Origin of the sequence: Streptomyces sp. NPDC050546, from assembly GCF_044457425.1 — a bacterium.
Lineage (GTDB): Bacteria > Actinomycetota > Actinomycetes > Streptomycetales > Streptomycetaceae > Streptomyces.
This window is the reverse complement of record NZ_JBITGX010000029.1, coordinates 70,332-89,530: the sequence shown is the minus strand read 5'-3', so window position 1 is coordinate 89,530 and position 19,199 is coordinate 70,332. Positions and strand designations below refer to the sequence as shown.

Genomic DNA, 19,199 nt, shown 5'->3' with positions numbered 1-19,199 from the left:
ACTCCCACAGGTCTTCCGGCGCCAACCGTTCGACAAGCGCAGCAGTCATCACCCCAGACTGCCGCAAGATCACGCCAACTGAAATGACGTCTTAGTGCGTCGCTGGGGACCGCGCTCTTGGAACTGGGCGGGCGTGGTCTTGTGATCCATCGGTCGATTTTGCTCCACAGCAGGCACGGCTCACCGCGAATGGACAGAACCGGCCTGGACTACGTCAGCGGCGCTTGGACAGCCGTCCGAAACGGCAGCGCTGCCGGGGACGTTTTCGCGCCACCTGGCTTCCGGTCCCGGTGCGGCGAGCAGGGCCCGCCCCGATGCGGATGGTGGGCGGGCCCTGCTCGTGCGGACCATTGTCGGGATCGTGGACCGGCTGGGCCATGAGTGTGAGGCGTCGGTGTGCGCGCGGCGCGCACACCCCGTGCGCGCGGCGCACCTCACATGGCAGCGCCCATCGGGGGTACGCCGTGTGTGTGACCCCGGGTTATCCCGGTCGGCCTGCGGTGACGATACTGGCAGGCACACCTGCCCCCAGCTCACAGATGGACCCATGCCGATCTCCTCCACCGTCCGCCCCCAGACGCCCGCCACGGTGTGGCTGACGCGCGGCCGCCATGCCTCCGGCGCCGCGGAAGACGTTCTCCGGCGCTCGCTCCAGCAGCGCAAGGACAGTCAGGACATCGACGACTTTCTGGAGTTGCCCGAGGCCGATACCGGCCCGTCGGAGCGGGTCTTCGAGGCCCGCTGGCAGGTCGGCGACGGAGTGACCGTGCGGGCCCGGCTGAGTGTGTCGCCCGGTCCGGACGGCGCGGGGCAGGAGTGGATCCTGGTCGCGGAGGCCGAGCAGCCGTGGAGCGACGACTGGCCGTCGCCGACCGGCTTGTTCTGGCCACAGGAGCCGGAGGCCGCCTGGGACCAGGACGCCGCCACGGAGCTGTCCCTGCGGGAGATCAATCCGCTCCCCCAGGACGACAAGGAGACCAAGCGCCTGCTCCGGAACGCGGTGCGCGGCGGATGGCACATCCACGTGGTCGTCCACGAGGCGATGACCGCGGACGAGAAGGGCCGCATGCCGGTGGCACGGTGGCTCCCGCCGGGCCTGCGGCCCCGGGTGGTGGAGCACCGCGCCGTCCCGCAGCAGTCGCGGGGGCTCAACTGGGCCCTGCGGGACTCCGGCGTCCAGGTGCCGCGCGGCGGCGCCGTGGTACTGCCCGGCACCCCGGCACCGGAGGGTTACGACGCCGAGGACTTCTCGGTCCGTGCGGTCTTCCTCGACGGCTCGGAGCCGGCCGACCTCGTCGAGGCGGTGAAGCGGTTCGCCGCGCTGCCGAGGCCCCTGCCCGACGGTGCCGAGGAGGCCCTCACCGCGCTGCGGGAGGACTGGCACCTGCTGAACCTCCAGGAGGAGCTGGACCGCCAGCGTGGTCTGGTGGCCATGTACGCCGACGCGCTCGAGGCCATGACGAAGTCGCGTGACCTGTACCGGGAGGCGGCCGAGCGCGCCCACGAGGCACTGACCGCCTACCAGGAGTCCGACGGTGCCGCTCCCGCGCGGCAGCAGCCCTCCGGCGCCCCCGCCGGGTCCCCGCTCCAGCAGCTCACACGGACGTTCGAACGCTTCAAGCCCAAATCCCAGCGCCCCGTGACCCCGTCCCGGGACGAGCAGTAGAAAGCCTTCCTCGCGGGGCGCACGTGTCAGTCGTGGCCAGGTGGATACGCGGTCCGTACGGCAGTACGGCCCGCCCGGGAAGGCCTCCACGACATGGGCAACGACCAGTACCACTCGGAGACGACTCTCCGCGTCAACGGCAAGCCCCACACCCTCACCGTCGACCACCGGCGGGTCCTGCTGGACCTCCTGCGGGAGGATCTCGACCTCACCGGCGCCAAGAAGGGCTGCGACCACGGCCAGTGCGGCGCCTGCACGGTCCTGGTGGACGGGCGGCGCGTCAACAGTTGTCTGCTGTTCGCGGTCGCCCTGGACGGCAGCGAGGTCACCACGATCGAGGGCCTGTCCGGCGACGGCGAGGACCCGCACCCGCTGCAACGGGCCTTCCTGGAGCGCGACGCCTTCCAGTGCGGCTACTGCACCCCGGGCCAGATCTGCTCCGCGGCCGGTGTGCTCGCCGAGGCGGCGGCCGGTCATCCCTCGCACGTCACCGACCCGGCGACGCCCTCCGGTGAGCCGGTGCCGCTGGGCCGGGAGGAGATCCGGGAGCGGCTGAGCGGCAATCTGTGCCGGTGCGGCGCGTATCCACAGATCGCCGAGGCGGTGGAGGACGTGATCCGGTGAAGGAGTTCGCGTACGTCCGTGCCGGGAGCGTGGAGGAGGCGACCTCCGCGTACGCCTCCCACGCCGGCGCCCGCTATCTCGGCGGCGGCACCAACCTCGTCGATCTGATGAAGCTCGGCGTCGAGCGGCCGGCCGCCCTCATCGACGTCACCCGGCTGCCGCTGGACGCCGTGGAGGAGCTGCCGGACGGTGCGCTGCGGATCGGGGCGATGGTCCGCAACAGCGACCTTGCCGCCCACCCCCTCGTGCGCGACCGGTACCCGGCGCTGTCGCAGGCGGTGCTCGCGGGTGCCTCGGGGCAGTTGCGCAACGCGGCGACGACCGGCGGAAATCTGCTCCAGCGCACCCGGTGCCCGTACTTCCAGGACCTGTCGAAGCCGTGCAACAAGCGCGAGCCGGGCAGCGGCTGCGGCGCGCTGGACGGTGTCCACCGCGATCACGCGGTGCTCGGTCACTCCGCGCACTGCGTCGCCACCCATCCGTCGGACATGGCGGTGGCGCTGGCCGCTCTGGACGGGCGTGTCGAGCTGTACGGGCCGGAGGGTGCCCGGAGTGTCGCGGCGGCGGACTTCCACCGGCTGCCCGGGGACCGGCCGGACCAGGACACCGAGATCCGCCCCGGTGAGCTGGTCACCGCTGTGGTGCTGCCGGCTGCCACGGCAGGGCTGCCGTCGGCGTACCGCAAGGCCCGCGACCGGGCTTCGTACGCCTTCGCTCTCGCGTCCGTCGCGGTGGTGCTGCGGGTGTCGGACGGTGTGGTCGGTCATGCCGGGCTCGCCTTCGGGGCGCTGGCGCACCGGCCCTGGCGGGCCCGGCGGGCGGAGGAGGCCCTGCTGGGCGCGGCTCCGACGGCCGCCGCGTTCGAACACGCCGTCGACCTCGAACTGTCCGCCGCGCAGCCGCTGCGGGACAACGCCTACAAGGTGCCGCTGGCCCGCGGTCTCGCCGTGGACGTGCTGTCCCGGCTCGCGGACCCGGCGCTCGCCAGGAGGACTCCATGACCGGCAGCGTGGGCGCTCCCGCCGAGCGCCGGGAGGGACGGGAGAAGGTCAGCGGAACCGCCCGCTACGCCGCCGAGTACCACTTCCCCGGCCGGGCCCAGGCCTGGCCCGTGCCGGCGACCGTCGCCCGGGGGCGGGTGACCGGCGTCGACACGGCGGCCGCCCTGGCCGTGCGCGGTGTCCTCGACGTCCTCACCCACGAGAACGCGCCGCGGCTCGCCGAGCCGGACGATCCGACGCTCGCCGTGCTCCAGGACCCCCGGGTTCCGCACCGGGGCTGGTTCGTGGCCCTGGTGGTGGCCGAGAGCCTGGAGGCGGCCAGGGCTGGTGCCGCGGCGGTCCGCGTCGCCTACGACGCAGAGGAACACGACGTGGAGCTCACCGCCTCGCACGCGGGCGTGTACGTGCCCGAGGAGGCCAACGGCGGTCATCCGGCCGTCCGTGAACAGGGCGACCCCGACGGGGCCTTCGGGTCCTCGGCGGCCCGGGTGGACGTCGGGTACCGGGTGCCGCCCCTGCACAACCACCCCATGGAGCCGCACGCCAGCACCGCCCGCTGGGACGACGGCCGGCTGACCGTGCACACGTCCAGTCAGGGCGCCGGTGCCGTACGGGCGGTGCTCGCCGGGCTGTTCGCCCTGCCGAAGGAGCGGATCGTCGTCACCGCCGAGCACGTCGGCGGCGGCTTCGGGTCCAAGGGCACACCACGGCCCGACGTGGTGCTGGCCGCGATGGCGGCACGGCAGACCGGGCGGGCGGTCACCGTGGCCCTCCCCCGCCGGTATCTCCCGGCCGTCGTCGGGCACCGCGCTCCCACCCTGCACCGGCTGCGGCTCGGTGCCGACGCGAACGGGCGCCTCGCCTCCGTCGTGCACGAGGTCACCACCCACACCTCGCGCGTCAAGGAGTTCGTGGAGCAGGCGGCGGTGCCCGCGCGCGTGATGTACGCCGCGCCCCACAGCCGTACGGTGCACCGGGTCGCGGCGCTGGACGTGCCCTCGCCGTCGTGGATGCGGGCGCCGGGCGAGGCACCGGGGATGTACGCGCTGGAGTCCGCCATGGACGAACTCGCCGGCGAGCTGGGCATGGACCCCATCGAGCTGCGGGTCCGCAACGAGCCGGACGTCGAACCCGACAGCGGCAAGCCGTTCAGCAGCAGGCACCTGGTCGAGTGTCTGCGCGAGGGTGCCCGGCGCTTCGGGTGGGCCGGGCGTGATCCCCGCCCGGGCTCCCGCCGGGAAGGGCCCCTGCTGCTGGGGACGGGCGTGGCGGCGGCGACGTATCCCGTCATGGTGTGGCCCGCGGCGGCGACGGCCCGCGCCCTGCCCGACGGGACGTTCCTGGTGCGGATCAACGCCACCGACATCGGCACGGGGGCCAGGACCGTGCTCGCGCAGGTCGGCGCCGACGCCCTCGGGGTGCCGCTGGAGCGGGTGCGGACGGAGGTCGGCAGCAGTGAGCTCCCGTCGGCGCCGCTGGCCGGCGGCTCGTCCGGTACCGCCTCCTGGGGCTGGGCGGTCCATGAGGCCTGTGCGCTGCTGGCGCGACGGCTGGCCGAGCACTCGGGGCCGCTGCCCGAGCAGGGCCTCGACGTCCGTGCGGACACCAAGGGCGCGGCGGACGCCGAGAGCGCCTGGGCCCGGCACGCATTCGGGGCGCACTTCGCCGAGGTCGCGGTGGACACGGTCACCGGCGAGGTGCGGGCCGGGCGGCTGCTCGGGGTGTACGCCGCCGGGCGCGTCCTCAACGCCCGCACGGCACGCTCCCAGTTCGTCGGCGGCATGACGATGGGGCTGGGTATGGCGCTGACCGAGGGCAGCACGATGGACGCCGCGTTCGGGGACTTCACCGAGTCGGATCTGGCGTCGTACCACGTGCCCGTGCACGCCGATACCGGCGAGATCGAGGCGCACTGGCTCGACGAGGACGATTCCCGTCTCAACCCGATGGGCAGCAAGGGCATCGGGGAGATCGGCATCGTCGGGACGGCCGCGGCGATCGGCAACGCCGTGCACCACGCCACCGGCGTCCGCTTCCGGGAACTGCCGCTGACGCCGGACCGGATGCTGGCCGGGCTGCTCGGTCTCCGGGGGACGAACGACGTCCGGACCGGGCCCGCTGCGAGCGGATCCGGTCCGGTGCGGAACTCGTAGACGTCACTCCGCCATACTGCGTGCCTCGGTCGCCGGCAGGGGTGACCACTGTCCGCTCACGAGGGGCGCAACCGCGCGGAAGACCAGCGCGACGAGGGCCAGCAGCGCCGTGCACACGGCGACACCGGCGGCGAACCAGGGCGGGGCGAGCGCGAGGTCCACGGCCCGGGTCAGGGACGCCGACGGGAAGGAACTCCCGTACGCCTGGGCCCCGGCCAGCACCGTGGGTACCACCACCGCCCCGACCAGTACCGGCGCGACGGGCCGCAGGGCCAGCAGCAGCGCCAGCACCGTGCAGAGCACGGACAGGCCGAGCGCTATGGCGTGCAGGTCCAGGGACGCTCCGCCACGTTGCAGGGGGAAGTGCGCCACCGCGCACACGGCCAGGGCCAGAGCCGTGAGCCAACTCGACCACGCCATGGACCTGGTGAGCCGCTCCGTCGCGCGGTCGCGGTCCGAGGGCGAGGAGTCGAGGGTCCGGCGGGTCTCGCGGCGCCTGGCCGGCCGGACGGGCGTCAGGGGCTGCGTGGTCTCGGCCTCGGGATTCGTGGGGCCGGTCGGCACGCGGCCGTTGCGGTCCAGCCGCTCCAGGCCGAGGCGGTCGATCAGCTCGACCAGTTCCCCGACGGACCGTCCGGTGGCGGCAGCGCGCAGTGCCTCCTCGCGGACGTGGGGCATGTGCGGCTCTTTGTGCAGCAGGGTCACCAGCCTGGTCACTTCCTCCACCGGCCGGTGGGCGGCCGCGGCCCGGATCGCCTCGTCCGCGCTGTCGGCGTCCCGCGGGGGCTTCGTCAGCAGGGCGATCATCCGGCTCACGTCCTCCACGCGCCGCTCCACGCCGGCCGTGCGGAGCGCGTCGACCATCGCCTCGGCGTGGTCGGGCGACTTCTCCAGCGACGTGATGAGGGCGACGACCTCCTCCAGAGGCCGGTCGGCCACGGCGGCGTGCACCAGGTCACTGACGGCGTCACCGTACGGCGCGGGGACCGGCCCCGTACCGGGCCTCAGTTCCACCTGGTTGTCGTCCAGCGAACGGATCACGAACGGCCGCGCACCCGGCTGCTCCGCCTCCCCCGCGGCTTGGGCCCGGCCCGGGCCGGGTCCGGCGAACGAGGCGGGCGACGGGTCCACCTGGTCCTTGCGAAGCGCGGTGGACGGCCGGGCGGCCTGCTGGTGCCCTGAGCCGGCGGGCTCGACGGGCGGCGTGCCCACCGCGTTCGGGCGAGGACCCGCAGGCGCGGCCGAGGGCCGATCCGCCTGGTGCGGCCCGGAGACAGCGGGTTGGGCGGACGGCGGGCTCACCGGGTTCGGGCGAGGGCTCGCGGGCGGGGCCGACAACCGGTTCGCGTCGTCCGGGGCGGGCATGGGCGACGGCCGGTTCGCGTCGTCCGGGGCGGGCGCGGCCGGACTCGCGGGCTCCGGAGCCGCCCGGTCGGGGCCGCGGACGGCAGACCGCTCGGTCGCGGTGCCCGAACCAGGGGCGGCGGGCCGGTCGAAGGCCACAACCGGCTCGTCCGGTGCGGGCGCGGCCGGACGCGCGGACTCCTGGTCCACCGGGGCCACGAGGGAGGCAGCGGGCCCAGCCTCGTCCACACCGGAGACAACCGAGCGCGCCGGAACCGCCCCGTTTACGCCAGGGGCGACAGGCCCGGCAGACGACGGAGCCACCTCGTCCACGCCAGACGCAGCCGTCGGCGGCGACAACTGCTCCGCCCCGTTCACGGCGGGGGCAGCGGTCCGGGCGGACAGCCCAGCCGCCTCGTCCCGGCCAGGGGCGGCCGGCTCCGTGCCCGGCGGGCCCGTCGGGTGGGACTCGGCGGGAGGCTCGGTGCCCGCACGGTACGTCTCCTGCGAGGGCGCGGCGGGCTGCGTGCTCGTCTGCTCCACCTGGTAGCCGCCGGTGGCGACGGTGGTCTCGGCGGACGGCTGGGCGGACCCGTTCGACTCGCCGGTTATGGCGGACCCGTTCGAGCGGGGTGATGAAGAGCAGGTGGTCATACTCGCCTCCATGGGAAGAGTGCGGCCGCTCCTGCGCCCCCCGTCGTGTGACGAGCGACGTTACGCTGACCATTACTAGGCGCCCCCTTCACCCCGTGCCACTCGTGTGAGCCACCGGGATGACCACCCGCACGGGAAAATCCGCCGACTCGCCGACATGTCGGGCCCCGGCCGCAATACAGCCGCCGGAAAGGGGAATCCAGGTAGGGACACCCCGTGTCGCGGCACGCCAGGAGGAGGGCAACCCGTGGATACGACCACAACGGTGATCATCCTGGCCGCGATTCTCGCGGCCCTTGTCCTCGTCCTCGCCGTCCGCGTCTTCCTGAGACTGGTCCGGACCCGGCGCGATCTGCGGAGCGCGGGCCTGCCCACGGGGCCGCGCTGGGTCTTCTGGGGCGCGGTTGTCTATTTCGTCCTGCCCGCCGACGTGCTGCCCGACCCGGTGTACCTCGACGACATCGGTGTGCTGCTGCTCGCTCTGCGTACCGTCCGTGGCTCCCTCGGCGAGCGGGATCGCAGGCCGACACGCCGGGCTGACCAGGAACCCGCGAAATAACTACGGAGAGTAAGGAAACCAACCACCCGTTCGATTCGTATAAGTCTCTGGAAGCCGAAACAAGCGAGCGGCCGGGGGGCCGCGCCCAATGACCAACGCTTGGTCGGCGCAGTACCGACGAGGGAGAGACGATGCAACCGTTCGCGCTCAACTACGCGCGCCCGGCAGTGGAGTTGGAAGCTGCTATTCCGTATGTGTACGACACCGGACTGCAGTTGAACGTGCTCCTCGACGGCCGAATCGCGGCCAGCGACTTCGGCCTGTTGAGAGAGGTGGGCACCACGACGTCCACCGCAGGCTCCAAGACCCACTTCGACGACTGACCGCGGCCGCCGAAGATGACCGTACTGATCCTCACCTGTGAGGAGGACGTGACCGCGGACATGGTGGTCGTACACCTGAACGCGACGGGGGTTCCGGTGGTCCGGATCGATCCCGCCGACCTGACCGGCGGTGTCGCGCTCTCCGGTGAGTTCGTACACGGCCGTTTCCGTGGCCATCTGTCCGCCGGGGGGCGGCTGGTGAGCATCGGGGGACTGCGCTCGGTCTGGGTGCGCCGGCCCGGCACTCCGGCCGGGCGGGCGGCCCAGCCGTCCGCGTGGCTGACCGAGGAGGCCGCTCAGGCGCTCTACGGCATGCTGCGGGGCTCGGACGCGCGCTGGATGAACCACCCGGACGCGGCCCGCCGGGCCCGGCACAAGCCGTGGCAGCTGCGCCTCGCCCAGCGGTGCGGCCTGCCCGTGCCCGCGACGCTGATCACGACCTTCCCGCGGGCCGCCCGCGAGTTCGCCGAGCGCTACCCGGACCTGGTGGTCAAGCCGGTGTCGGGCGCGCATCCGCAGGACCCGCCCCGGGCGGTGCCGACCAGCCGGGTCGCGCCCGACACGGACTTCTCCGCCGTCGCGTTCGGGCCGACGCTGCTGCAGCGGCGGGTCGCCAAGCGGGCGGACATCCGTCTCACCGTCGTCGGTGAGCAGCCGTTGGCCGCCCGCAAGGCGACCGCCGCGGACGCGGACCCGGACGATGTCGACGTGCGCTTCGCCGCACCCGGCTCGCCGTGGCGGCCCACCGATGTGCCGTCGTGCATCGCGGCGGGTGTCCAGGCGTACCTGCGGGAAGCCGAACTGGCTTACGGCGCCTTCGACTTCGTCGAGGACGCGGACGGGACCTGGTGGTTCCTCGAGTGCAACCAGTCGGGGCAGTTCGGGTTCGTCGAGGTGGAGACGGGTCAGCCGATCGCGCGCACCATCGCCGAGTGGCTGGCCCGCCCGGTCCCCGAGGAGTCGCCGCATGTCAACGGCTCGAGCACCACGGTCCGTTGAGCACCCGGGCCCGGCCACGGGCCGGTCCCGGACCGTCTCACGCCCATGGCCTCCCGGCTCACGGCTGCCGGGGGGCGGGGAGCATGGCCGTGCGCTGCCAGCCCGTGCCGGGGGCCTGCGGGCGGTCGTAGCCGGGGGACTGTGAGGGCCGCATGACCAGCTCCAGTTCCCTGCTCACGCGTTCGGCCTCGCGGCGAACCTGTGTGGGCACATCGCCGCACTCCGCGATGAGTCGGTCGTAGATGGGGGAATCCTGGAACACCCGGCAACGTGCCTTTCTGCTCGTCGTCCCCGTGCGGGGGCAAGACTGAGAAGTCTAGGCGGCCCGGTATCCCGGAGTGTGAATTCCCTGGGATGACTTGACGCAGAACGGACATCTGTGCCAGGTGAAGTGGCGGGACTCTCACGCTCCCGTGGTGGACCCCGGCCGGACGATCATGAGGACGGTGACCGTCGCCCACAGGAGGTTGAAGACGCCGGTGAACATGGCGAGTCGCGCGGTGTTCCGGTGATCGACGGCCCCTTCGCCGTTCAGCCGGTCAAGGAGTTCTTCCTGGCGGGGCAGCACGAAGGCGGCCAGGATCCCGGCCGCGGCCGCGGTCAGGGCGATGGAGGTGACGAGCCATCCGCTGCCCAGGACACCCATCGCGGCACCGGTGGCGAGCCCCAGGACCGGCACGGTCAGTCCGACCCCGGAGTAGACGCGGCAGATGCGGTGCAGCAGCGCGACCGTGCCGACCGACGAGGAGCCGGGGGCCTCTCCGAGCGCGGCGGCCGCACGACGCGCCGCCGGCGGGAACATGCTGGCCGCTACGGTCACGGGACCGATGGCGACGATGGCGGCCAGCACATGGAGGGACAGCAGGATCTTGGTCACCAGGACTCTTTCCACGACGCGGTCGACGATGCCGGGCTCACGTTAGGGAGCCGGGACGTGATCTCCCATGGGCTGGAACGACAGCTTCCAACGGGTTCTCGCCAACTCGTCCGACCTGCGCCCTCCCCTCACGCGCCACCCTGTCCCCGGGTCATACCGCTGGCGGGAACCCACCTAGGGTGACGGGCATGCACTCCGTGGCGATCCTGGTTCTCGACCGAGTGGTGCCGTTCGACATGGCGGCGCCCCAGCAGACGTTCGCCTGGACCCATATGCCGGACGGGCGTCCCGCCTACCGGGTCCGGTTGTGCGCCGAGACGCCTGAGGTGCGCGCGGACGGCGGCTTCACCCTGCGCATCGAGCAGGGGCTCGACGCTCTGGCGGAGGCCGACACCGTCATCGTGCCGGGCTGCGCCCCCGACGCCGCGCCGCCCTCCGCCCGGGTGCTGGCGGCGCTGCGGAGGGCGGCCGAGTCCGGCACCAGGATCGCGTCCGTGTGCGTGGGCGCGTTCGTGCTGGCGGAGGCCGGGCTGCTGGACGGCCTGCGCGCCACCACGCACTGGGTGGCCGCCGGTGAACTGGCGCGGCGGTTTCCGGCGGTCGAGGTGGAGCCGGACGTGCTGTACGTGGACAACGGGCAGATCCTCACCTCGGCCGGTGCGGCGGCGGCGCTGGATCTGTGCCTGCACATGATCCGGCGGGATCTGGGATCGGCCGTGGCGGCAAACATCGCCCGGATGTCGGTGATGCCGCTGGAACGGGAGGGCGGGCAGGCCCAGTTCATCGTGCACGAGCACCCGCCGGTGCCTCGGGGGTCGGCGTTCGAGCCGCTGCTGGAGTGGGTCGAGGACCATCTCGCGCACGAGGTGACGCTGGGCACCCTGGCGACGCGCGCGGGGATGAGCGAGCGGACCTTCAGCCGCCGCTTCCGCGAGCAGACCGGCACCACACCGTTGCAGTGGCTGTTGCGGGCGCGGGTGCGGCGCGCCCAGTACCTGCTGGAGAACACGGACCACTCGGTGGAACGGATAGCGCGCCAGGCGGGGTTCGGCTCGCCGACGGCGTTCCGGGAGCGGTTCCGCAAGGTGGTGGGCACCACGCCGTACGCGTACCGCACGGCGTTCCACGGGAAGTCGAACGCCCCGGCGGCCCGTCCATAGGCCACCGGGGCGGTACCCGGCCGTGTGCCGGGCCTCACACGATGTCAGCCGACCAGCGTCAAACCGTTCTCCCCGTCCGCCTCCGCGGCCTCGGACCGCCCCTTGGTGAGCAGCAGGGCGTCGGCCTTGGCGATGGCGTCGTGGATGACGGACGTCCCCATCATCACGCACAGCGTGTAGCTGACGTCCTCAAGCTGGCGTGCCGCCGTCGGCACGTGCCTCTCCGCCTGAGCGATCCTCAGCGACGCGTACCGCGTCAGCAACTCCCTGACGACCTTGTGGTCCGGTACGAGCACGTAGCGCCCCTCTCTCTGTTTTTCGCTCCGTATGCCCGAACCACGCGGAATCATTCACATGTTTTACTCACGCAGGGTGGAAATGACTGGAATTGATCGGTCTGTTGTCACCGGGGGATGAAACCCCTTGTCGAAGGACTCAACTCCCCCACACAGAACGGTGATTCGCCCGGCACCTCCCGCCTCACTGCCATAGTCGAGAGCCCCTCCGGAGGTGGTTGTGAGCACAGAGGTGAGCGGGAGCACCGCGGAACGCGTCGCCGGCCTGGCATCACGCCGGGACCGGGCGGTGGCCCCGGGCGGGCCGCGCAGACGCGGGGAGTTCTCGGCCCGCGAGCGGATCGAACGGCTCGTGGACAAGGACTCCTTCACCGAGACGGGCCTGTTCGTACGGGCCCGGCCCGCCGGGCAGGACGCCCGCCGCCCCTACGGCGACGGGGTGGTCACCGGGTACGGCACGGTCGACGGCCGCCAGGTGTGCGTGTTCGCCCAGGACTCCACGGTGTTCGGCGGCAGCATGGGCGAGGCCTTCGGGGAGAAGACCGTGGCCCTGATGGACCTCGCCCTGAAGACCGGCTGCCCGGTGATCGGCCTGAACGACTCCGGCGGCGCCCGCATCCAGGAGGGTGTCGCCGCCCTCGCCCTCTACGCCGAGCTGGTGCGCCGCAACGTCAAGGCGTCCGGGGTGATCCCGCAGCTCTCGGTCGTCCTGGGGCCGTGCGCGGGCGGTGCTGCCTACTCCCCTGCGATCACCGACTTCACGGTGATGGTGGACGGCGCCTCGCACATGTTCGTCACCGGCCCCGACGTCATCGAGACGGTCACCGGCGAGCGCACCACCGCCGAGGAGCTGGGCGGCGCCCGCACCAGCAACACCGTCAACGGCAACGCCCACTTCCTGGCCGTCGACGAGGAGGACGCCCTCGACACCGTGCGCGACCTGCTGTCGTACCTCCCGGCCAACAACCTGGAACGGCCCCCGGAGTACGCGCCGGGGCACGCTCCGCCCGGGGCCGCGCTCGACGAGGTCGTCCCGGACCGGCTCGGCGAGGCCTACGACATGCGGGACATCCTGCACGCGGTCGTCGACGACGGTGAACTGCTCCAGGTGCAGGAGCTGTTCGCGCCGAACATCATCTGCGCCCTGGCCCGGGTCGAGGGCCGCTCGGTGGGCGTCGTCGCCAACCAGCCGCTGCGTGCCGCCGGTGTCCTCGACATCGACGCGTCGGAGAAGGCGGCGCGGTTCGTACGGTTCTGCGACGCGTTCGGCATCCCACTGCTGACCTTCGCCGACGTGCCCGGGTATCTGTCCGGGGTGCGGCAGGAGCAGGCCGGGATCATCCGGCGCGGCGCGAAGCTGCTGTACGCCTACGCCGAGGCGACGGTGCCCAAGGTCACGGTGGTGGTGCGCAAGGCGTACGGCGGCGGATACGCGGTGATGGGCTCCAAGCATCTGGGGGCCGACGTCAACCTCGCCTGGCCCACCGCCCGTATCGCCGTCATGGGCGCCGAGGGGGCCGTGGGCGTGCTGCACCGGCGCGAACTCGCCGCGGCCGACGACCCGGAGGCGCTGCGTGCCCGCCTTCTCGCCGTGTACGAGCGCACCCACGGCACTCCGTATCTCGCCGCCGAGCGCGGCTATGTCGACGCCGTCATCGCGCCGCGCGAGACCCGGGAGCAGGTCTGCCGTGCGCTGCGCGCCCTGCGCGGCAAACGCGCGCCGATGCCGGAACGCCGGCACGGCAACATCCCGCTCTGACCTCGCCCTTTTCGACTCGTTCGCCGATCCGCGCCGTGAGGAGCCCCGCCTGATGGACAGCCGCCGCCCCCCGCTCGCGCCCGCGTGCCCGACGCTGCCGGAGTACGTGTGGCACTGGGCCGAAACCACCCCGGACCGCCGGGCGTTCACGTTTGTCGAGCATCCGGCACAGCACTCGCGCGGCGTCCACCGCACTCTGACCTGGCGCCGCCTGGACGTGCGGGTGCGGGCGCTGGCCGCGCGCCTCGCCGAGCGGGCCGGGCCCGGGGACCGGGTCGCACTGCTCTGTCCGCAGGGCACGGAGTACGTGACCGCCTTCCTCGCGGCCCTGGCCGCGGGGCTGGTCGCCGTACCGCTGTATCCGCCGGACCTGCCCGGGCACGCGGACCGGCTGGCGGGTGTGCTGGCGGATGCCCGGCCCTCGGTGGTCGTGACCACGAGCCGGGTCCAGGACGAGGTGCGGGACTTCCTCGGAGCCGACGGGCCGCGGATCGTCCTGGCGGACCAGGTGCCCGACGACCCCGCCCGCGACTGGCGACCCGTCCCGCCGGACGCCGAGGCGACGGCCTATCTCCAGTACACCTCGGGTTCGACCCGCGCCCCGGCCGGCGTGGAGATCAGCCACGGCAACGTCGTCGCCAACGCCCGTCAGGCGCTGACCGCCTACGGTGTCGACGCCGGCCCGCTGACCTGCGTGGGCTGGCTGCCGCTCTACCACGACATGGGGCTGGTGCTCAGCATCGCGGCCCCGGTGACCCGCGGGCTCCTGTCGGTCCTCATGGACCCGGCGGCGTTCCTGCACGAGCCGGTGCGCTGGCTGCGGCTGCTCGCCGCGCATCCGAACGTAGTGAGCGCCGCGCCCAACTTCGCCTACGACTACTGCGTCGCGACCGTGACCGCCGAGCAGAAGGAGGGGCTGCGGCTCGACAGGGTCACCGCGCTGATCAACGGCAGCGAGCCGGTCCGCCCGGGCACGGCCGACCGTTTCCACGCGGCGTTCGCCGCCCAGGGCCTGGCGCCGGAGACGCACTGCCCGTCGTACGGCCTGGCCGAGGCCACCGTGTTCGTCTGCGCGGCCCGGCCGGGTGAACCGCTCACCCGGTTCGCGCTCGACCGTGACGCCCTGGCGGCCGGGAAGGCCCTGCCCGCGCGGACGGACGATCCCCGGGCCGTGCTGCTGGCGGGCTGTGGCACCCCGGCGGGGCAGCGGGTCCGGGTAGCCGACCCGGTCACGCGGGCCCTGCTGTCGGAGGGTGAGGTCGGAGAGATCTGGGTGCAGGGGCCGAACGTGGGACGCGGCTACTGGAACCGGGGGTCGCGGGAGGTGTTCGGCGCCGAGTTCGCGGACGCCGCGGCCGGTCCGGGCGGCTGGCTGCGGACGGGCGATCTGGGGACGGTGCTGGAGGGACAGCTGGTCGTCACGGGGCGGCTGAAGGACCTGATCATCGTGGACGGCCGCAACCACTATCCGCAGGACGTCGAGGCGACCGCCCAGGACGCGGACCCGGCGGTGCGCCGGGACCGGCTCGCGGCGTTCGCCGTGCCGGGCGGCGCCGGTGAGGGGGTGGTGGTCGTGGCGGAGCACGCGCGCACCGCGCGCCTCGCCGAGCTCGACGTGCCGGCGGTGGTGCGTGCCGTGCGCGGCGCCGTCTCCGCCCGGCACGGGCTGCGGCTCGCGGACGTGGTCCTGGTGCCGCCGGGTACGGTGCCGCGTACCTCCAGCGGGAAGGTGTCGCGGGCACTGACCCGGACCCGGTACCTGGAGGGCGCGTACGGCGGCCGGGCCCGGGCGGCGGCGGGTGCCGCGGGATGAGGCCCGTCGACGAGGGCGCGCTGCGCCGGCTCATCGCCGAACGGTTGGCGGTCTGGTGCGGCACGTCACCCGAGTCCGTCCCCATGGACCGGCCCCTTGCCGACCTAGGCATGTCCTCACGGGACGCGGTGTCCCTGGCCGGTGAGCTGTCCCGGGCCACGGGGCGGGAACTGCCGACGACCCTGCTGTGGGAGACGCCGACCGGGGAGGCGCTGGTGGCGCGGCTGTGCGGCGCGGGAGCCCCGCAGGTCTCGGGATCGGACGCCGCGCAGGTCGCGCGAGCCGGACTGCCGAGCGGTACGGCCGAGCCGGTCGCGGTCGTCGGGCTCGGCTGCCGGCTGCCGGGCGGGGTGCACGGCCCGGACGGCTACTGGCGGCTGCTCGGCGAGGGCGTCGACGCGATCCGGCGTGTCCCGGAGGACCGCTGGCGCGACTTCACCGCCTTTCCGCCCGCGGACGCGCACCCGTACGGCGGCTACCTCGACGACATCGCCGGGTTCGACGCGGACTTCTTCCGCATCACCCCGCGCGAGGCCGCCGTGATGGACCCCCAGCAGCGGATTCTGCTGGAGGTCGTGCACGAGGCGCTCGACCACGCCGCCGTACCGGCCGGGTCACTGGCCGGCACCGCCACCGGCGTGTTCGTCGGTGTCTCCGCCCCCGAGTACGGGCAGCTCACCGGCGCCGACCCGGCCGCCGTCGATCCCTGGGCGCCGGCCGGGGGTGCCCTGAGCGTCGCCGCCGGGCGGCTCTCCTACGTCCTGGACACCCGGGGTCCGAGCATGGCCGTCGACACTGCCTGTTCGTCCTCGCTGGTCGCCGTGCACCACGCCTGTGTCAGCCTGCGCACGGGCGAGAGCGACACGGCGATCGCCGCGGGGGTCAACCTGCTGCTGTCACCGGCGGTCTCGGTCGCTTTCCGGCGCGCGGGGGCCCTCGCACCGGACGGGCGGTGCAAGCCGTTCTCGGCGGCGGCGGACGGCATCGGGCGCGGCGAGGGCTGCGCGGCGGTGATCCTCAAGCGGCTGTCCGACGCCGAGCGGGACGGCGACCGGGTCCTGGCCGTCATCCGGGCCACCGCCGTCAACTCCGACGGCCGCTCGAACGGCCTGATGGCACCCAACCCGGCCGCGCAGCAGGCGCTGCTGCGGAGCGCGTACACCCGGGCGGGGCTCGCCGCGGCGCACGTCGACTACGTCGAGGCACACGGCACCGGCACCCCGTTGGGCGACCCGATCGAGGCGGGCTCGCTCGGCGCGGTGCTCGGCGCGGACCGCGACCCGGACCAGCCGCTGCTGCTCGGTTCCGTCAAGGGCAACCTCGGGCATCTGGAGTCGGCCGCGGGCATCGCGGGCCTGGTGAAGACCGTGCTGGCCCTGCATCACGACAGCATCCCGCCCTCGCTGCACTGTGCGCGGGGCAGTTCCCTCACCGACGACCGGCTGCGGGTCGTGACCGAGCCGGAGCCCTGGCCGCGCTACGGCGGCACCGCTGTCGCGGGGGTCTCCGGGTTCGGCTTCGGCGGCACCAACGCGCATGTGGTGCTGGAGGAAGGGCCGCCCGGCCTGGTCCCGGCCCGGCCGGCCGAGGAACCGGCGGCCCGACTGCACCTGCTCTCGGACCTCGACACCGAGCGCCTGGGCGACACGGCGGGCAGACTGGCCGACTGGCTGCGCGACAGCGCCGCGCACCCCGCCGACGTGGCCCGGACCCTGGCGGGGCGCACGAGCCGGGGCCCCGTACGGGCCGCCGTGGTCGCCCGGGACCGGGCCGAACTCGCCGACGCACTCGGGGCGTTGGCGACAGGAGATCCGGACGCGCGGCTGGTGACCGGTGACCGCGACCGCCTCGGGCACGGCACGGTGTGGGTCTTCTCCGGCTACGGCAGCCAGTGGCCCGGCATGGGACGCCGGCTGCTGGCCGAGGAACCCGCGTTCGCCGCCGCCGTCGAGAAACTCGACCCGCACCTCGCCCCGGAGTGCGGCCTGTCCCTGTACGACCACCTGTCGTCCGGCGCCGGTCTCGACCGCCTGGAGGTCGCCCAACCCGTCCTGTTCGGGTTGCAGTTGGCACTCGCCGAGCTGTGGCGTTCGTACGGCGTGGAGCCCGCCGCGGTGATCGGCCACTCCATGGGCGAGGTCGCGGCGGCCGTGTGCGCGGGCGCGCTGGACGTGGCGGACGGGGCGCGGGTCATCGCCGTACGGGCCCGGCTGCTGAGCGGGCTGAGCGGCGGCGCGATGGCCGTGGTGGACCTGGACGACGCCGAACTTGACTCCCTGGAGCGGGACTTCCCGGGTGTGCATGTCGCCGTGCACTCCTCGCCCCGGCAGAAGGTCGTCACGGGAGAGGAAGCGGCGGTGGCCGGGCTCGTGCGCGGTCTGGAGGGGCAGGGCCGGGCGGCGCGGGCCATGCGGGTCGTCGGTGCCGGGCACTCGCCCCAAGTGGACCCGCTGCTGCCGGAGCTCGTCGACGCGCTGTCCGGCATCCGGGGGCGGCCGCCGCGTGTCCCCGTCTACTCCACCGTCCTCGACGACCCGCGCGGCGACTGCGTGTTCGACGCGGACCACTGGGCGGCCAACCTGCGGCGGCCCGTGCGTCTGGACCGGGCGCTCGCCTCGGCGGCGGCCGACGGCCACACGGCGTTCGTCGAGATCTCGCCCCATCCGGTTCTGCCGGGGGCCGTCGCCGACACCGTGCCCGGCGCCCTCGCCCTGGCCACCCTGCGGCGGGACGCCGACGGTTCGGAGGCGTTCGCGGGACAGCTCGGTGCCCTGTACGTCGCGGGACAGCGGCTGCCCGTGCCGCCCGGCCGGGTCGTCGACCTGCCCGTTCCCCGCTGGCGGCACATACGGCACTGGTGGACGGACGGCCGGGCACACCCCGAGCCGGTCGCGGAGGAACCACCCGCCGAAGTCGCCGAGCCCTCTTCGGTCCTGGCACGGCTGACCCACCACATCGCCGCCGTCACCGGCCACGCGCCCGCCCGAGTCACTCCGGGTACCGCCCTGGCCGGCCTGGGCCTGGACTCTCTGATGGCCGTCCGTGTCCGTACCGCGGTGGAGCGCGAGTTCGGCATCGCCCTGCCCCTGCGTGACCTGTTCGCCGCCGTCACCGTCGAGGATGCCGCCGACCGGATCCGGCAGGCCCTCCCGCGCGAGGACACCCCGCTGCGCCCGCTGCGTGCCACCGGTTCGCGGCCCCCGCTGTTCCTCGTCCACGCCGCCGGCGGCCCGGTCGCCGTCTACCGCGCGCTCGCCGAACGGCTCGGGGACGACCAGCCGGTGTACGGGCTGGAGCGGATCGAGGAGGCCCGGACCGTGCCGGAGAAGGCGCGGCGCTACGCCGAGGCGATCAACGCCGCTCACCCCGGCGGGCCCTGTGTGCTGGGCGGCTGGTCCTTCGGCGGTTTCGTCGCCCAGGAGACCGCGCGGCAGCTGACCGCCGCCGGGCGGGAGGTGCTGCTGGTCGTGCTCATCGACTCCGTACGGCCTCTCCCCCTGCCGGGACTGACTCGGGCCGATCGGATCCGGGCACATTTCGAGGGCTTCGCCCGTCACGTCGCCGGCACCTACGGTGTGCGGCTGGAGTTGCCGTACGACGACCTGGTGGCCATGGACGACGACAGCTCCCGTATCGACACCGTGCTGCGGGTGCTGCGCGAGGCCGCCGACGTGCCGGCCGCCGCGCTGGAGCACCAGCGGGCCTCCTATCTGGACCTGGGCATCGGGGAGTCGCACCGGCCCGGCGGCCATGACGGGCCGGTCGTGCTCTACCGGGCCGCCGAGCCCGCGCCGCACACCGTGCGCGACCCGGCGTACGAGCGGGACGACGAGGCGCTGGGCTGGGACGAGGTGTGCCCGCGCCTGGAGGTCGTGCCGGTGCCCGGTCACCATCTGTCGCTGCTCGACCCGCCGCACGTCGACGAGATCGCCGCCCACCTGAGCAGGGTGCTCGCCGAGCGGGCCCCCTGA

15 protein-coding genes are annotated in these 19,199 nt (G+C 73.6%); 11 read left to right on the top strand and 4 right to left on the bottom strand.

Annotation, left to right across the window (positions count from 1 at the left end):
* The first annotated feature begins 547 nt into the window (after positions 1–547).
* The 4 genes from ACIBK5_RS42425 to ACIBK5_RS42410 all read left to right on the top strand — a co-directional run bounded on the left by ACIBK5_RS42425 (position 548) and on the right by ACIBK5_RS42410 (position 5,444).
* The gene (locus ACIBK5_RS42425; RefSeq protein ID WP_399028661.1) at positions 548–1,666 is read left to right on the top strand and encodes a hypothetical protein; all 1,119 of its coding nucleotides are present in this window, start codon (positions 548–550) and stop codon (positions 1,664–1,666) included.
* A 93-nt stretch (positions 1,667–1,759) separates the two neighbouring features.
* Entirely contained in the window at positions 1,760–2,290 is a 531-nt protein-coding gene (locus tag ACIBK5_RS42420; protein WP_399028660.1) for a 2Fe-2S iron-sulfur cluster-binding protein, read from the top strand.
* The gene (locus ACIBK5_RS42415) at positions 2,287–3,291 is read left to right on the top strand and encodes an FAD binding domain-containing protein (protein WP_399028658.1); all 1,005 of its coding nucleotides are present in this window, start codon (positions 2,287–2,289) and stop codon (positions 3,289–3,291) included. The genes ACIBK5_RS42420 and ACIBK5_RS42415 overlap by 4 nt, the downstream gene beginning before the upstream one ends.
* Positions 3,288–5,444: a xanthine dehydrogenase family protein molybdopterin-binding subunit gene (locus ACIBK5_RS42410; protein WP_399028656.1), complete on the top strand. Its 2,157-nt coding sequence runs from the start codon at positions 3,288–3,290 to the stop codon at positions 5,442–5,444. The genes ACIBK5_RS42415 and ACIBK5_RS42410 overlap by 4 nt, the downstream gene beginning before the upstream one ends.
* Positions 5,445–5,447: 3 nt before the next feature.
* Here the strand turns inward: ACIBK5_RS42410 and ACIBK5_RS42405 are convergent, their stop codons facing one another.
* Entirely contained in the window at positions 5,448–7,442 is a 1,995-nt protein-coding gene (locus ACIBK5_RS42405) for a hypothetical protein (protein WP_399028654.1), read from the bottom strand.
* A 247-nt stretch (positions 7,443–7,689) separates the two neighbouring features.
* On the opposite strand from ACIBK5_RS42405, the gene ACIBK5_RS42400 reads away from it, so the two are divergent.
* From ACIBK5_RS42400 to tgmB, 3 genes are all read left to right on the top strand, one after another.
* Entirely contained in the window at positions 7,690–8,001 is a 312-nt protein-coding gene (locus tag ACIBK5_RS42400; protein ID WP_399028651.1) for a YkvA family protein, read from the top strand.
* Between the two features lie 131 nt (positions 8,002–8,132).
* Complete coding sequence (tgmA, locus tag ACIBK5_RS42395; protein ID WP_184586832.1) at positions 8,133–8,324, top strand: putative ATP-grasp-modified RiPP; 192 nt, start codon at positions 8,133–8,135, stop codon at positions 8,322–8,324.
* Positions 8,325–8,339: 15 nt separating this feature from the next.
* The gene (gene tgmB / locus ACIBK5_RS42390) at positions 8,340–9,323 is read left to right on the top strand and encodes an ATP-grasp ribosomal peptide maturase (protein WP_399028648.1); all 984 of its coding nucleotides are present in this window, start codon (positions 8,340–8,342) and stop codon (positions 9,321–9,323) included.
* Between the two features lie 58 nt (positions 9,324–9,381).
* Here the strand turns inward: tgmB and ACIBK5_RS42385 are convergent, their stop codons facing one another.
* Both ACIBK5_RS42385 and ACIBK5_RS42380 read right to left on the bottom strand, forming a co-directional pair.
* Positions 9,382–9,585 carry a hypothetical protein gene (locus ACIBK5_RS42385; RefSeq protein ID WP_399028647.1) on the bottom strand — a complete coding sequence of 68 codons (204 nt, stop codon included), beginning with the start codon at positions 9,583–9,585 and terminating at the stop codon, positions 9,382–9,384.
* A gap of 141 nt (positions 9,586–9,726) precedes the next feature.
* Positions 9,727–10,200 (bottom strand): hypothetical protein, encoded by a 474-nt coding sequence (locus tag ACIBK5_RS42380; RefSeq protein WP_399028644.1) that lies wholly within the window; start codon positions 10,198–10,200, stop codon positions 9,727–9,729.
* A gap of 188 nt (positions 10,201–10,388) precedes the next feature.
* Between ACIBK5_RS42380 and ACIBK5_RS42375 the strand changes: the two genes are divergently transcribed.
* Positions 10,389–11,360 (top strand): GlxA family transcriptional regulator, encoded by a 972-nt coding sequence (locus ACIBK5_RS42375; protein ID WP_399028642.1) that lies wholly within the window; start codon positions 10,389–10,391, stop codon positions 11,358–11,360.
* A gap of 44 nt (positions 11,361–11,404) precedes the next feature.
* On the opposite strand, the gene ACIBK5_RS42370 is transcribed toward ACIBK5_RS42375, so the two are convergent.
* On the bottom strand, positions 11,405–11,656 hold the full coding sequence (locus ACIBK5_RS42370) for a DUF5133 domain-containing protein (RefSeq protein ID WP_391106465.1): 252 nt from the start codon (positions 11,654–11,656) through the stop codon (positions 11,405–11,407).
* A gap of 220 nt (positions 11,657–11,876) precedes the next feature.
* Between ACIBK5_RS42370 and ACIBK5_RS42365 the strand changes: the two genes are divergently transcribed.
* Genes ACIBK5_RS42365 through ACIBK5_RS42355 form a run of 3 tightly spaced genes read left to right on the top strand, consistent with a single transcriptional unit; the run spans position 11,877 to position 19,199 of the window.
* Entirely contained in the window at positions 11,877–13,415 is a 1,539-nt protein-coding gene (locus ACIBK5_RS42365) for an acyl-CoA carboxylase subunit beta (protein WP_399028639.1), read from the top strand.
* Between the two features lie 52 nt (positions 13,416–13,467).
* On the top strand, positions 13,468–15,228 hold the full coding sequence (locus tag ACIBK5_RS42360) for a fatty acyl-AMP ligase (protein WP_399028637.1): 1,761 nt from the start codon (positions 13,468–13,470) through the stop codon (positions 15,226–15,228).
* Positions 15,225–19,199 carry a beta-ketoacyl synthase N-terminal-like domain-containing protein gene (locus ACIBK5_RS42355; protein ID WP_399028635.1) on the top strand — a complete coding sequence of 1,325 codons (3,975 nt, stop codon included), beginning with the start codon at positions 15,225–15,227 and terminating at the stop codon, positions 19,197–19,199. The genes ACIBK5_RS42360 and ACIBK5_RS42355 overlap by 4 nt, the downstream gene beginning before the upstream one ends.

Coding starts and splice junctions, on each gene's coding strand:
- tgmB (WP_399028648.1), top strand. CDS start 8,340: ATGACCGTACTGATCCTCACCTGTGAGGAGGACGTGACCGCGGACATG.
- ACIBK5_RS42405 (WP_399028654.1), bottom strand. CDS start 7,442: ATGACCACCTGCTCTTCATCACCCCGCTCGAACGGGTCCGCCATAACC.
- ACIBK5_RS42375 (WP_399028642.1), top strand. CDS start 10,389: ATGCACTCCGTGGCGATCCTGGTTCTCGACCGAGTGGTGCCGTTCGAC.
- ACIBK5_RS42410 (WP_399028656.1), top strand. CDS start 3,288: ATGACCGGCAGCGTGGGCGCTCCCGCCGAGCGCCGGGAGGGACGGGAG.
- ACIBK5_RS42420 (WP_399028660.1), top strand. CDS start 1,760: ATGGGCAACGACCAGTACCACTCGGAGACGACTCTCCGCGTCAACGGC.
- ACIBK5_RS42360 (WP_399028637.1), top strand. CDS start 13,468: ATGGACAGCCGCCGCCCCCCGCTCGCGCCCGCGTGCCCGACGCTGCCG.
- ACIBK5_RS42355 (WP_399028635.1), top strand. CDS start 15,225: ATGAGGCCCGTCGACGAGGGCGCGCTGCGCCGGCTCATCGCCGAACGG.
- tgmA (WP_184586832.1), top strand. CDS start 8,133: ATGCAACCGTTCGCGCTCAACTACGCGCGCCCGGCAGTGGAGTTGGAA.
- ACIBK5_RS42425 (WP_399028661.1), top strand. CDS start 548: ATGCCGATCTCCTCCACCGTCCGCCCCCAGACGCCCGCCACGGTGTGG.